Genomic DNA, 13,396 nt, shown 5'->3' with positions numbered 1-13,396 from the left:
GCCGGCATGAACGTGGAGACCGACCCGTCTTCGGCGGGCTTCGACGCTGACCGTCTCAAACGGATCGACCGGCACTTCGACGCCTACGTGGACGACGGGCGGTTGCCCGGCTACCTCGCGGTGGTCAGCCGCCACGGGCGCGTGGTGCACGTGGCCTCCCACGGCAAGCGCGACGTCGAATCGGGCGCACCCGTGGAACCCGACACCCTCTGGCGCATCTTCTCGATGACGAAACCCATCACCTCGGTGGCGGCGATGACGTTCGTCGAGGAAGGCGTGATCGACCTCAACGACCCGATCTCGCGGTGGCTGCCGGAGTTCGAGGCGCCGCAGGTCTACACCAAGGGCTCGGCGCTCAGCCCGGTCACGGTGGCGGCGACCGAGCCCATTCGCCTGTGGCACCTGCTCACGCACACGAGCGGCCTCACCTACGGCTTCCACCACACCCACCCGGTCGACACGCTGTACCGTGCCGCGGGCTTCGAGTGGGGCACCCCGCCGGGAATGGACCTGGCCGCCAGCACGCGCGCGCTGGCCGCCCTGCCGCTCGTCTTCCAGCCCGGCAGCGAGTGGAACTACTCGGTGTCCACGGACGTCCTCGGCCGCCTCGTGGAGGTGCTCGCGGGCAAGCCCCTCGACGAGGTGCTGGCCGACCGCGTCTTCGGCCCGCTCGGCATGACGGACACCGGCTTCTGGACCGAGGACACCGACCGCCTGGCGGCCCTGTACGTCGCGCACCCGCGCACGAAACTCCCCACCCGCAACGAGGCCTTCGGCTCCATCGGCACCACCCGCCCCGAATCCTTCTCCGGCGGCGGCGGCCTCGTCTCCACCGCCGCCGACTACCACCGCTTCACCCAAATGCTCCTGCGCGGCGGCGCCCTGGACGGCGCGCGCGTGCTGTCCCCGCGCACGGTCTCGCTGATGGCCTCCAACCACCTCCCGGGCCACGTCGACCTCGAAGCCTTCGGCCGCCCGCTCTTCGCGGAAATGCCCTTCGACGGCTTCGGCTTCGGCCTCGGCTTCTCCGTGCTGGAAGACCCGATCAAGGCGAAAACCCTCTCCAGCGCCGGCGAATACGCCTGGGGCGGCGCCGCGTCCACGGCGTTCTGGGTGGACCCGGACGAGGACCTGACGGTCGCGTTCTACACCCAGCTGCTGCCGTCGAGCACGCATCCGATCCGGCAGCAGTTGAGGCAGCTGGTTTATCAGGCCCTGGTGGACTGAGGTGAGGTGAGGCGGTGCGTTCCCGAGGGAGCGCACCGTCTTTTTCGTGCCCTGGAAGCCGCTTACGCCGGGGACTTCCGCGCCTGCAGGCCGGAAATGCCCACCTCGGTGGTGCGGGGTCGATGCGCATCGCGGCCAGCTCCGGGTCGGAGGCGTAGACCGCGAGCATCGCCTCGGATGGGGTGCTGCAGTGCCAGGTGGCCATCGCGGTGAGCAGCGTCGTCTCGGTCGGCGCGGCGGCGCCGTCGGGGCCGAGCCCGGGTACGTGCCGGAGGACCAGGTCCACGAAGGCGCCGAGCGTGTGCTGCGTCCTGAGTTTGTGCCGGAGCCGGACCTCGGTGGAGATGTTGTGCTCCAGCACTGCGGCCTGCGCCGCTGAGCAGATCGCACAGCACCGGGTGGCGCGCCAGCGAGGCGGCCAGCAGGTCGGCCAGCCGGTTGCCGCGTTCGGTGGGGGTACCGGAGGTGGCCGCCACGCCGTCGAGTTCGGCGAGCCAGGCCGCGACCTCGGCGTCGAGGAGGTCGAGCAGCACCGCCTCGCGTGATTCGAAGTAGCGCAGCACGTTGGCCTTGGCCAGGCACGCGCGCCGGCTCAACGCGTTGAGGCTGAGCTGGGCGACCGGCATCTCGTTGAGCATCGCGGCGGCGGTGTCGAGGATCTGCTGCCTCCGCTGCGCGCGTTGTTCTTCAGTGCGGGCTCGCTGGAAGGTCACGACCCGGCGTGGTGGACGCGGTGATGCACCGGCTTGTTCCTACTCAGGGTGTCGAGCAGGGCACGGAACCCTTGCTCTGCGCGGCCGCGGATCCGGCCGCGACCAATGGCGGCTACTACGGCCCGCGGTGGGGCCTGGTCGGCCCGACCAAGTCCGTGCGCCTGCCCCGGCCGGGCCGCGACACCGCCGCGGCGGCTCGCTGGTGGACGGAGGCCGAGCGGCTCACCGAGGTGTCGGTCGCGAAGCTCGAAACGCGCTGACCACCGTCAGGCGGCGAATGTCCACTCCGTCGCACCATGCGGTTCCTCCGAAGCCACCGCCACCGCGGTCCGCAACGCCAACTCGTAGACGTACCAAGGAGCCGGCCCAGCACTGGGTGCGCTGTAGGGCGCCGTGAAGCCCTCCTCGATCGCGGTGGCCGGCCAGCCGCCGGAGCGGTACACGGTGGCGAGGCCGTCGAGGGTGGGGAAGTCGGTGACGCGGGAGGCCGTGCCCTCCAGGGTGAGGTCCAGGCCGGACAGCCGGACGCCGACGCTGCACCACGGGTTGGCCGCGAGCAGCCGGGACTTCAGCGTGCCGGGGCCGCTCACGAAGTACAGCGTGTCCGAGTGCCAGACGGCGCCGATGCCGGTGGTGTGGGGGCGGCCGTTCGGGCGGACGGTGGTGAGGAAAAAGGGCAGGTCGGCGGCGGGGGAGGGGGAGAGTGCGGTCCGGGCCCGGCTCCAGGCGAGCGGGGCGTGGCCGTAGATGTCGAGGTTGCGGGTGCGCGTGGGTTCAGTCATGTCAACGCGTCGAACGGCCGGGCGGGAAATCGACAGGGTCTACGAAGTGAGTTTGCCGATGATCTCCGAGCCGTACGCCGACAGGGTTTCCTCTCGCTGGTCGTGCATCAGGTACAAGGCGAACTGGTTCACGCCCAGTTCCGCGAGTTCCTGCAGGCGCGCGACGTGGGAGGGCGCCGGGCCGAGCAGGCAGAAGCGGTCGACGATCTCGTCCGGCACGAAGTCGGTGGACGGGTTGCCGGCGCGGCCGTGGTGGCTGTAGTCGTAGCCGGTGCGGGCGCGGATGTAGTCGGTGAGCTCGTGGGGCACCGGGCCGGAGTCGCCGTAGCGGGCGACGAGGTCGGCGACGTGGTTGCCGACCATGCCGCCGAACCAGCGCAGCTGTTCGCGCTGGTGGGCGAGGTCGTCGCCGACGTAGGCGGGGGCGGCGACGCAGATGGTGATGCCGCCGGGGTCGCGGCCGGCGGCGCGCGCGGCTTCGCGCACGGCGCCGATCGTCCAGCGGCCGATGGCCGGGTCGGCGCATTGCAGGATGAAGCCGTCGGCGTGTTCGCCGACGGTCTTCAGCGCCTTCGGGCCGTAGCCCGCCATCCACATCTCCAGCCGGCCGCCGCGCACCCACGGGATGCGCACGGCGGTGTCGTTCATCGTCACCTCGCGGCCCTCGGCGAGGTCGCGCACCACCCGCATGCAGTCGCGCACCGTGGCCAAAGTGGACGGTGGGTTCCCGACGACCCGGTGCGCCGAGTCGCCGCGGCCGATGCCGCACACCGTGCGGTTGCCGTACATGTCGTTGAGCGTGGCGAAGGTCGAGGCCATCACCGACCAGTCGCGCGTGCCCGGTGAGGTGACCATCGGCCCGACCACCAGCGACGACGTCTCGGCCAGGATCCGCGAGTAGATCACGAACGGCTCCTGCCACAACACGGCCGAGTCGAACGTCCAGCCGTAGCGGAACCCCCGGTCCTCGGCCGCCTTCATCAGCCGCACGACGTCGGACGCCGGCGGGTCCGTCTGCAGCACGATCCCGAACTCCATCCGACCTTCTTCCCCTCCGCCACCCGCGACGGATGGCCACGCTGTGCTTGCCTGAACCCCTCAGTTCAAGTACTGGTTCAACCCGCGCGTCAGGAACTGCCCGTGCCCAGTAGCACCACTGAACCCCGAAGGCGACACCACGACCCGGCCGCGCGACAGGACAGTGTGGACCTTCCCGGTCAACGAAAAGCCTTCATACGCCGAGTAGTCCACGTTCATGTGGTGCGTCGAAGCCGACAGAGTCTGCGACGCCGAAGGGTCGTAGATCACGATGTCCGCGTCGGACCCCGCCGCGATCACGCCCTTGCGCGGGTACAGTCCGAACATCCGCGCCGGCGTCGCCGAGCACGTCTCGACCCAGCGGCCCAGCGAGATCTCACCGGCGACCACGCCCTGGTGCAGCAGGTCCATCCGGTGCTCGACGCCCGGCATCCCGTTGGGGATCGCGCGGAAGTCGTCGCGGCCGAGCTCCTTCTGGTCCTTGAAGCAGAACGGACAGTGGTCCGTGGACACCACCGACAGGTCGTTGGTCCGCAGCCCCCGCCACAGATCGGCCTGGTGCGACTTCTCCCGCAACGGCGGCGAGGCCACGAACTTCGCGCCCTCGAACCCGGGCCGCGCCAGGTCCTCGATGGACAGGTACAGGTACTGCGGGCAGGTCTCCGCGAACACGTTCTGCCCGGCTTCCCGCGCCTCCGCCACGGCCGCAAGCGCTTGCGCCGCCGAAAGGTGCACGATGTAGAGCGGCGCACCCGTGACGCCGGCCAGCGTGATCGCCCGCGACGTCGCCTCGGCCTCCAGCTCCGGCGGCCGCGTGAGGCCGTGCTGCACCGGATCCACGCGCCCCGCCGCCACGGCCTGCGCGGCCAGCTGGTCGATCGCGATGCCATTCTCGGCGTGCATCATGATCGTGGCGCCGATCTCGCGCGCCTGCTGCATCGCGAGCAGGATCTCGCCGTCGGTCGAGTAGAACACGCCCGGGTAGGCCATGAACATCTTGAACGAGCCGACCCCGGCGTCCACACAGGACCGCATTTCCTTCAGGGACGAATCGTTCACGTCGGACACGATCATGTGGAACCCGTAGTCGATCGCGCAGTTGCCGTCGGCCTTCGCGTGCCACTTGTCCAGCGTCGCCTGCAACGACGTGCCCTTGGCCTGCACGGCGAAGTCGATGATCGTCGTCGTGCCACCCCACGCCGCGGCCGTGGTGCCGGTCTCGAACGTGTCCACCGAGTGCGTGCCGCCGAACGGCATCTCCATGTGCGTGTGCGCGTCGATCCCGCCGGGCAGCACGTACTTGCCGGTGGCGTCGATCGTCTCGTGGGCGCCGAGCACGCCGAGTGCACCCGGAGCGCCGACGGCGGCGATGCGCTCGCCGTCCACCAGCACGTCGGCGAGCGCCGCACCCGAAGGCGAGACGACCTGGCCCCCCTTGATCAGCGTGGTCATCAGGCCTCCGTCAGGGGGCCGTAGCTGTCGGGGCGGCGGTCGCGGTAGAACGCCCACAGGTCGCGCACCTCGGCGAGCCGGCCCATGTCGAGATCGCGCACCACGATCTCCTCCTCGGTGTCCGACGCGGCCTCGCCCACGAGCTGCCCGCGCGGGTCCGCGAAGTACGACTGGCCGTAGAAGTCGTTCTCGCCCAGCGGTTCCACGCCGACGCGGTTGATCGTGCCCACGTAGTACTCGTTGGCCACCGCCGCCGCCGGCTGCTCGAGGCGCCACAGGTACTCCGACAGGCCGCGGCTGGTCGCCGACGGGTTGAACACGATCTTCGCCCCCGCCAGGCCCAGCGCGCGCCAGCCTTCGGGGAAGTGGCGCTCGTAGCAGATGTACACGCCGATGCGGCCCACCGCCGTGTCGAACACCGGGTAGCCCATGTTCCCGGGCCGGAAGTAGAACTTCTCCCAGAACCCCTTCACCTGCGGGATGTGGTTCTTGCGGTGCTTGCCCAGGTACTTGCCGTCGGCGTCGATCACCGCCGCGGTGTTGTAGTAGACGCCCGGCTGCTCCTGCTCGTACATCGGCACCACCAGCACCACGCCGTGGCGCTCGGCGACCTCCTGCATGAGCTTCGTGGTCGGCCCGTCGGGGATGCCCTCGGTGTAGGAGTAGTAGTCGGCGTCCTGGATCTGGCAGAAGTACGGGCCGTAGAAGAGTTCCTGCAGGCAGACGACCTGGGCTCCCTGCGAGGCCGCCTTGCCGATCGCGTCGACGGCGTTCGCGATCATCGAGTCCTTGTCACCCGTCCACCGCTGCTGGATCAATCCGGCTCGAACCAGGTCGCTCACTTGTCTCCTCCTTCTTCGTCAACGGCAGGGAGAACAGCACGTAGACCAAGAGCGCGCCGACGAAACCGATCACCCAGTTGTAGTCGTAGAGCGGTTTGAGGAACGGGATGAGACCGTCCGCGGGGAAGGGGCCGCCGTAGGCCCCGCCGACGGCGAGCACCGCACCCACCAGCGTCGCGACCAGCGCCCGCCAGTTCCAGCCCCCGCGGAACCAGTACACCCCATCGGGTGTGTAGAGATCACGCAGCCGCAGCCGCGTGCGGTTCACGATCCAGTAGCCGGCCACCAGCACGCCGGCGACGGCGCCGAGCAGGCCGCCGTAGAACCCGAGCCACGCGAAGATGTAGATGCTCGGGTCGGAGTAGAGCCGCCACGGCTGGATCACGATGCCGAGGATGCCCGTGATCAGGCCGCCGATCGCGAACGTGATGCGCTTCGGGAAGGCGTTGGAGAAGTCGTAGGACGGGCTCACCACGTTGGCCGCCAGGTTCGCCGAGATCGTGGCCAGCACCAGCGCGACCAGCGCCACGACCACCACGACCGGGCTCGCGAAGCGGTCGGCGAGCTGCGCCGGGTCCCAGATGTCCTCGCCGTAGAGCACGTGCCCGCCCGACGTGGTGAGGATGGCGACGATCGCGATGAACGTCATCGTGGTCGGCAGGCCGAAGATCTGCCCGCGCACCTGCTTGCGCTGGCTGCCGCCGAAGCGCGTGAAGTCCGGCATGTTGAGCGAGAGCGTGGACCAGAACGCGATCATCGCCATCAGCGACGGCGCGAACACCTTCCAGAAGTCCGAGCCCCAGCCGAGCTTGCCGCCGTCTTCGAGGATCGGGCCGAGCCCGCCGGCCTTCACCAGTACGTAGCCGAGCAGGATGAGGAACCCGACCGACACGAGCGGCGCTGTCCAGTTCTCGAACTTGCGCACCGCCTCCATGCCGCGCCAGATGATGAGCATCTGCACGATCCAGAACACCGCGAAGCTGAGCCACAGCGTCCAGTGCTGGCCCCAGAGCACCGACGAGTCGCGCCAGCCGGAGCCGGCCAGGCGGCCGACGATCACGTAGATCGCCTCGCCGCCCACCCACGTCTGGATGCCGAACCAGCCGCACGCGATGAACGCGCGCAGCAGCGCGGCCAGGTTGGCGCCGCGCAGACCGTAGAAGGCGCGGGCGAACACCGGGAACGGGATGCCGTACTTCGTGCCGGCGTGGCTGTTGAGCAGCATCGGCGCGAGCACCACGAGGTTGCCGATGGTGATCGTGATGAGCGCCTGCACCCAGTTCATGCCGAGCGCGATGAGCGACGCGGCCAGGGCGTAGCTGGGGATGTTGTGCGCCATCCCCATCCAGAGCGCGAAGTAGTTGTACGTGGTCCAGGTCCGCCTCGCGACGGGGACCGGGGCCAGCTCCTCGTTGAAGAACCGGCTGCCGGCGAGGGACCGCACGTCGGCGAGTTCCACCCGGCCGTCGGAGTGCACGCTTGTCGTCGGCTCCATTGCGGAATCCTGCGCGCCGGGCCACGGCGGGTGGCAGAGGCAGACTGTTCACTCTTCGCGTGCGCTCGGCGCAGACTGTCGATTGCGCTTCGCGGCCCGACGGTGCATGACGTGCGTCACAATCCGGCGGTATCTTCTGCGCAAAGTGGCCGAAACACGACGTGAGTTCTCCACAGGATCTCCACAGTTCACTCGGATGGCCTCCACGGCGGTTCCCTAGAGTCAGCGGCATGGACAAAGGGGGACGGCGGGTGCTGGTCGTCGAGGACGACCTCACGATCGCCGCGTCGATCGCGGCCCGCCTGCGGGCCGAGGGCTTCACCGTGGACGTGGCCCACGACGGCCCGGCGGCGGTGGCGGGGGAAGCCGAGTTCGGCCCGGACCTCGTGGTGCTCGACGTGATGCTGCCGGGCTTCGACGGGCTCGAGGTGTGCCGCCGCATCCAGGCCCGCCGGCCGGTGCCGGTGCTGATGCTCACCGCGCGCGCCGACGAGACCGACCTGCTGGTGGGCCTCGGCGTGGGCGCCGACGACTACCTGACCAAGCCGTTTTCGATGCGCGTGCTCAGCGCCCGGGTCAGCGCGCTGCTGCGGCGCGTGGACCGGTCGGCGCAGGTCAGCGCGCCGGAGCGGATCGTGCTGGGGGACCTGGAGATCGACATCGACCAGCGGCGGGTGGCGCGGGCCGGGGTGCCCGCTCAGCTCACGCCGATCGAGTTCGACCTGCTCGTGCACTTCGCGCGGCGGCCGCGGGCCGTGCAGCCGCGCGAACGGCTGCTGAGCGAGGTATGGGACTGGGCGGTGCCGGCGGGCGGGGCGGGGACGCGCGCGGTGGACAGCCACATCAAGGCGTTGCGGCGCAAGCTCGGCGCCGATCTCATCCGCACCGTGCACGGGGTGGGCTACGCGTTGGAGGTACCGGCGTGAAGGCGCTGCTGGCGAAGGTCGTCGACCTGCTGCCGAGACCGCTCGACCCGATCCGGTCGATCAAGCTCAAGCTGGCGATCCTCATGCTGGCCGCGGGCGCGATCGCGTTCCTCTTCTTCTGGTCCCGCATCGGCTGGCTGCCGCCCGCGACCACGATCACCGCGATGCTGCTCGCGCTGGTCACCTCGCAGATCCTGGCCCACGGCATGACCCGGCCCCTGCGCGAGATGACGGCGGCGGCCCGCGCGATGGCGAAGGGCGACTACACGCGCCGAATCCGCGCCACCGCACGCGACGAGGTGGGCTCGCTGGCGGAGGCGTTCAACCAGATGGCCGCCGATCTGGCGACGGCCGACCAGCAGCGGCGCGAGCTGATCGCGAACGTGTCGCACGAACTGCGCACGCCGATCACCGCGTTGAGCGGCGTGCTGGAGAACCTGGTCGACGGCGTTTCCTCACCTGACGCCACCACACTGCGCACGGCCTTGCACCAGAGCGAACGGCTCGGCCGGCTCGTGACCGAGCTGCTGGACCTCTCGCGCATCGACTCCGGCACGTTGTCGCTGGATCTGTCGCGAGTGGACCTGGAGGAGTTGCTGGCGGAGGTGGCCGCCGAGGCGGAGGCCATGGCCGCGGCGGCGGGGCGCGGCGTGCGGTTCGACGTTTCGGTGACGCCCGCGGGCGCGTGGGTGCGGGCTGATCGGGAACGGCTCTACCAGGTGGTGGTGAACCTGCTGGAGAACGCGGCGCGCCACGGTCCTGCGGGTGGCTCCGTGGAGGTGCGGGCGTTCGTCAGCGCCGGGGAGACGCGGATCGAGGTCCGCGACGAGGGGCCGGGGATTCCGGTCGAGGACCGGGATCGGGTGTTCGAGCGGTTCACGCGCGGAGAGCGTGCGGGCGGCGGTGGCACCGGGCTGGGGCTGGCCATCGCGCGCTGGGTCGTCGAGCTGCACGGCGGGTCGATCGCCGTCGTCGAGCCGCCGGCCGGGGCCGCGTCCGGGGGGACGCCGGGCTGCCGGATCCGGGTGACGTTGCCGGCCTGATCTTTTGTGGCGCTTCCCGTCCGGGAAGCTGCCGCGCGTCTTGATTTGCTAAAGCGAACACGGAGGCTTGGGTGACCGAGGAAACGAGACCCGCACACGCGGTGCCGCCGGCGGCCGTCGAGGGTGGGGCAGCCGAGGGGGCCGCCTCAACCGGAGCGGACGACCGGACCGAGGGCCTCGCGCCGGTGCCGGACGGCAGTGCCGAGCTCGCAGGTGGCGGGGTGGCCGTGGCCGAGGCACCGCCGTTCACGCCGGTGCTGATGCGGCCGGTACCGAAGTCGGCGGTGGTGCCGATGGTGGCCGGGGTGCTGCCGGCGGTGGCGGTGAGCGGGGTGGTGGTCGCCGCGGTGGTGCCGCTGGACCGGCCGGGGATCGGGTGGCTGCTGGCCGGGCTGGTGGTGGCGGCGCTGATCGCGGTGGTGGATCGGCGGGCGCGCGGCGGGGAATCCGAGGGCGACCGGGTTCCGGAGGGCAAGGGACGGACGCCGCGGCGGGCGAGTGCCGCGTGGGCGGCGCTGGCGTTGCTGTTGCTGGCGGTCGGGGCGGTGCGGGCGGCGGACTGGCTGTTCGTGCTGTGCGTGCTGGCCGCGGCGGTCGCCGGGTCGCTCGCGGTGGTGGGGCCGCGCTCGGTGAACACGGCGCTCTACGACGCGCTGGCCGTGCCGCTGGAAGCGTTCCAGGCGATTCCGTGGGTGGCGCGCGGGCTGCGGTTCCGGGGGACGCAGCGCGGGCGGGTGCTCGGAGCCGTGCTCGGGGCGGTGGCGGTGCTGGCGGTGTTCCTGCCGTTGCTGACGAGCGCGGACGCCACGTTCGCGGGATTCGTCGAGGCGCTCGTGCCGGACCTGCGCGTGGAATCGGTGCTGCAGTGGGTGTTCCTGTTCTGCGTGGGCGCGTTCGGCACGGCGGGGGCGTGTTACCTGCTGGCCGCGCCGCCGCGCCGGGCGGTGGAGGGCACCCGGAAAGCGCAGGGCGACAGTCTGGTGTGGACAGTCCCGCTCGTGACGCTGGTGGGGTTGTTCGCTGTGTACGTGGTGGTGCGGATCGTGGAGTTGTTCGGTGGCACGGACTACGTGCGCGACACCGGCGGCCTCACCTCGGCCGAGTACGCGCGCGGCGGGTTCTGGCAGCTGTGCGCGTGCACCGTGCTCACGCTCGGCATCATGGCGCTGGCGTTGCGCTGGGCTCCTCGGGAGACGGCTGCGGACCGGGTGCGGCAACGGGTGCTGCTCGGTGCGCTGGCGGCGCTGAGCCTGGTGCTGGTGGCCTCGGCGCTCAGTCGCATGTGGACCTACCAGGAGGCGTACGGGTTCACCGTACTGCGGCTGCTGGTGGAGGTGTGCGAGTTGTGGCTGGGCTGCGTGTTCCTGCTGGTGGGCGCGGCGCTGGTGACCCTGCGCTCGTCGTGGCTGCCGCGCGCGGCGATCGCGACGGCCGCCGGCGCGCTGCTGGTACTCGCCGTGGTGAACCCGGAAGCGCTCATCGCCGGCGCGAACATCGACCGGGCGGAGCACGGGCGACCGCTCGACACCGCTTACCTGCGCGGGTTTTCCACCGACATCTTCCCGGTGGTCGCCGAACGGCTGCCGGACGCCGACTGCGTGCTGGGGCCGATGCTGCTGCGCCTGGACGACGACAGCTGGCCCGGCTGGAATCTCAGCCGGGCCAGGGCGCTGACCGTGAAGCTACCGCCGCCGGCGACTTGCTAGAAACCGAAGACGCCCGCGGTCTGCGCGTCCGCCGCGCACTTGTTCGCGAACGTGGCGTGGAAGGTGACGGGCTTGCCGTGCCACAGGCCGAGGGCGGCGGCGTCGACCGGCGAGTAGATCATCGTGCAGCGCTGCAGGCGCGGCTTGATGTGCGCGATGTCGCCGTCCACGCCGGTGAGGGTGGCGCAGGCGAGGTCGGCTTTCGGGTGGCTGCCGCCGGCCGGGTCGCAGGTGAGCGACACCGAGCTCACGCGGCCCGTGGTCTCGTGCAGGCTCAGCTGGATGGTGGACGCGGGGAGCTGGGGGGCGGCGACGCCGCTGAGACCGAGTACGGCCGCGGCGATCGGGGCGAAGGAAGAAAACACCATACTTCGGCTATCGGCAGGTCGAAGCTGATCACTGTGCTGCACGTCCGGGTGAGTTTTCCTCGCTCGAAAGTGGAGGGTCGGCCGTGAGGTCGTGGGCGAGCAGCGCCACGTAGAGCGACAACATCGACTCCGGGTCTTCCAGCCGCACCCCGAGGACCTGCTCGATGCGGGCCAGCTGCTGGTAGTACGCGGTGCGCGAGGTGTGCGCGGCGACGGCCGCCGCCGACTTGTTGCCGCCGTGCGCGCAGTAGTGCCGCAGCGCCTGCACCAGCCGGCTGCCTGAAGCGGCGTCGCGCTGCAGCAGCGGCCCGAGCTCACGCGCGGCGAACGACGTCACGCGCTCGTCGTCGGCCAGCAGGTGCAGCAGACCGCGCAGGCGCACGTCACGCAGCCGGTGCAGGGTCCGTTCGGCGCCGCGGTCGTCCTCGCTCAGCGCCGCCGCGGCCACCTGCGTGGCCTCGACCAGCGTCCGCCGGGCCTCCGCGGGCCCGGTCACGGTGGTGCCGACGGCGATCGCGGCGGGTGCGCTCGTGCGGGCCTCGTGGATGTCGGTGGCGAAGCGCTGCAGCACGGCGTCCGCGTGGGCTTCGGGAGACAGCGCGAGCAGGGCCCGCACCCCGGTTTCGTCCGTCGCCACGAGCGCCGACACCTTCGCGCGGCGCGCGGCCAGCGCCGTGACCTCGGCCAGCTCGCGCACCAGCACCGGCGTCGAGAGCGACTGGCGCGTGGTCGCCGTGATGCGCGGGCGCACCGCCAGCCCGATCAGCAGCCGTCCGGTGAGCGGCACGGCCAGCGCCGATGCGCGCGCCAGCAGCTCCGTCGACGGCGCCGGCGAAGCCAGCAGCTCCGTGACCACGGCCCGGTGCGCCTGCCGTTCGAGCGTGTCGGAATCGCGGGCCACGAGCCGGTGCACCGCCAGCGCCGAGGCCGCGCGCTCGGCCACCACGCGGTAGCGGTGCGGAGGCGGTTCCGCGCACACGACCACGAGCCGGCCCCAGTCGTGGCCGCGGGCGCCGACCACGGTGACCAGCCAGCCGGCGTTCGCGTGGTACCCCGTGCGTTCGCCGAGCTGCACCACGCGCGAACGCGCGGGCCAGCCGGTGAGCAGCTCGGCGGGATCGGTGCCGGCCGCGTCGTAGGCGAGCACCTCGTGGGCCAGCGTTTCCAGCACCACGGGCTGCTCGGTCAGCCGCGTCACCTCACCGAGCACCACCCCGGGCTCCGCGCCCGCGACCGTGAGCGCGGTGAACGTCTCGTGCACCCGCTCGGCCGCGCGCAGCTCGGCGACCTGGGCGTCGACGATCAGGCCGTTCACGGCCTCGGTCACCGCGACGTAGCGCGTTTCGCGCGAGAGCGTGATCAACGGCAGGCCGCGGCGTTCGGCGGCTTCGACCAGCGCGTTGGGCAGCTTGTCACTCCAGTGCCGCACCAGCTCCACGACCACGCCGACCGCGCCGACGTCGGCCAGGTCCGTGACGTAGCGCGCGAGCGACGGGCCGTCGTCGGGCAGCGCGACGCCGGTGGTGAGCACGAGCTCGCCGCCGCGCAGGAGGTGGGCGATGTCGGCGACCTCGGCCACGTGCGCCCAGCGCACCGGCCGGTCGAGCCCCGCGCTGCCCGCCACGACGTGCGGCCGGCCCTGGCGCAGGGCCGCCAGCGCGAGCACCTCGGACACCGTCGGGTACATCTCGCCCCTCTTTTCGGCACACCGGCAGGCACAGACTGTACGGCCGCGCGCGGGACTCCGTACACGTTGCCGATGGCGTCCGCGTGGCGCGCGAGCCGAGACTCGAGGGGACTCTTG

At 71.2% G+C, this 13,396-nt stretch carries 12 protein-coding genes and 2 pseudogenes; 5 read left to right on the top strand and 9 right to left on the bottom strand.

Features of this window, described 5'->3' with window-relative positions; all coding sequences use genetic code 11:
• Nucleotides 1-6: 6 nt before the first annotated feature.
• Nucleotides 7-1,227, top strand: coding sequence for a serine hydrolase domain-containing protein (locus tag VSH64_RS22660; RefSeq protein ID WP_326837652.1), 1,221 nt, complete (start codon nucleotides 7-9; stop codon nucleotides 1,225-1,227).
• Between the two features lie 178 nt (nucleotides 1,228-1,405).
• Here the strand turns inward: VSH64_RS22660 and VSH64_RS22655 are convergent.
• Nucleotides 1,406-1,588 (bottom strand): annotated as a pseudogene (locus tag VSH64_RS22655) (hypothetical protein); the annotation flags it as partial.
• Nucleotides 1,589-1,808: 220 nt separating this feature from the next.
• A pseudogene (locus tag VSH64_RS22650) lies at nucleotides 1,809-1,853 on the bottom strand (hypothetical protein); the annotation flags it as partial.
• Nucleotides 1,854-1,948: 95 nt separating this feature from the next.
• Here VSH64_RS22650 and VSH64_RS22645 point away from each other — a divergent pair.
• Nucleotides 1,949-2,200, top strand: coding sequence for a Rossmann-fold NAD(P)-binding domain-containing protein (locus tag VSH64_RS22645; RefSeq protein ID WP_326837651.1), 252 nt, complete (start codon nucleotides 1,949-1,951; stop codon nucleotides 2,198-2,200).
• A 6-nt stretch (nucleotides 2,201-2,206) separates the two neighbouring features.
• Here the strand turns inward: VSH64_RS22645 and VSH64_RS22640 are convergent, their stop codons facing one another.
• Genes VSH64_RS22640 through VSH64_RS22620 form a run of 5 tightly spaced genes read right to left on the bottom strand, consistent with a single transcriptional unit; the run spans nucleotide 2,207 to nucleotide 7,549 of the window.
• Nucleotides 2,207-2,722, bottom strand: coding sequence for a pyridoxamine 5'-phosphate oxidase family protein (locus VSH64_RS22640; protein WP_326837650.1), 516 nt, complete (start codon nucleotides 2,720-2,722; stop codon nucleotides 2,207-2,209).
• 39 nt (nucleotides 2,723-2,761) lie between these two features.
• A complete protein-coding gene (locus VSH64_RS22635) occupies nucleotides 2,762-3,760 on the bottom strand; it encodes a TIGR03842 family LLM class F420-dependent oxidoreductase (protein ID WP_326837649.1) in 999 nt (332 codons plus the stop codon).
• Nucleotides 3,761-3,820: 60 nt separating this feature from the next.
• Nucleotides 3,821-5,212 (bottom strand): dihydropyrimidinase, encoded by a 1,392-nt coding sequence (gene hydA / locus VSH64_RS22630; RefSeq protein WP_326837648.1) that lies wholly within the window; start codon nucleotides 5,210-5,212, stop codon nucleotides 3,821-3,823.
• Nucleotides 5,212-6,054 (bottom strand): nitrilase-related carbon-nitrogen hydrolase, encoded by an 843-nt coding sequence (locus VSH64_RS22625; RefSeq protein ID WP_326837647.1) that lies wholly within the window; start codon nucleotides 6,052-6,054, stop codon nucleotides 5,212-5,214. The genes hydA and VSH64_RS22625 overlap by 1 nt, the downstream gene beginning before the upstream one ends.
• Nucleotides 6,005-7,549 (bottom strand): NCS1 family nucleobase:cation symporter-1, encoded by a 1,545-nt coding sequence (locus tag VSH64_RS22620; RefSeq protein ID WP_326837646.1) that lies wholly within the window; start codon nucleotides 7,547-7,549, stop codon nucleotides 6,005-6,007. Before VSH64_RS22620 ends, VSH64_RS22625 begins: the two co-directional genes overlap by 50 nt.
• A 230-nt stretch (nucleotides 7,550-7,779) precedes the next feature.
• Between VSH64_RS22620 and VSH64_RS22615 the strand changes: the two genes are divergently transcribed.
• The 3 genes from VSH64_RS22615 to VSH64_RS22605 all read left to right on the top strand — a co-directional run bounded on the left by VSH64_RS22615 (nucleotide 7,780) and on the right by VSH64_RS22605 (nucleotide 11,224).
• Nucleotides 7,780-8,475: a response regulator transcription factor gene (locus VSH64_RS22615; protein ID WP_326837645.1), complete on the top strand. Its 696-nt coding sequence runs from the start codon at nucleotides 7,780-7,782 to the stop codon at nucleotides 8,473-8,475.
• Nucleotides 8,472-9,518, top strand: a complete 1,047-nt coding sequence (locus tag VSH64_RS22610; RefSeq protein WP_326837643.1) for a HAMP domain-containing sensor histidine kinase — start codon at nucleotides 8,472-8,474, stop codon at nucleotides 9,516-9,518. Before VSH64_RS22615 ends, VSH64_RS22610 begins: the two co-directional genes overlap by 4 nt.
• Nucleotides 9,519-9,589: 71 nt before the next feature.
• Nucleotides 9,590-11,224, top strand: coding sequence for a DUF4153 domain-containing protein (locus VSH64_RS22605; RefSeq protein WP_326837642.1), 1,635 nt, complete (start codon nucleotides 9,590-9,592; stop codon nucleotides 11,222-11,224).
• Here the strand turns inward: VSH64_RS22605 and VSH64_RS22600 are convergent.
• Both VSH64_RS22600 and VSH64_RS22595 read right to left on the bottom strand, forming a co-directional pair.
• On the bottom strand, nucleotides 11,221-11,592 hold the full coding sequence (locus VSH64_RS22600; protein ID WP_326837641.1) for an SSI family serine proteinase inhibitor: 372 nt from the start codon (nucleotides 11,590-11,592) through the stop codon (nucleotides 11,221-11,223). The genes VSH64_RS22605 and VSH64_RS22600 overlap by 4 nt on opposite strands.
• Before the next feature lie 28 nt (nucleotides 11,593-11,620).
• Nucleotides 11,621-13,279: a PucR family transcriptional regulator gene (locus VSH64_RS22595; protein ID WP_326837640.1), complete on the bottom strand. Its 1,659-nt coding sequence runs from the start codon at nucleotides 13,277-13,279 to the stop codon at nucleotides 11,621-11,623.
• Nucleotides 13,280-13,396: the final 117 nt, after the last annotated feature.

The organism is Amycolatopsis rhabdoformis (assembly GCF_035918295.1).
GTDB lineage: Bacteria > Actinomycetota > Actinomycetes > Mycobacteriales > Pseudonocardiaceae > Amycolatopsis > Amycolatopsis rhabdoformis.
Note: the sequence above shows the minus strand (reverse complement) of the source record. Positions and strands in the feature narration are given on the sequence as shown.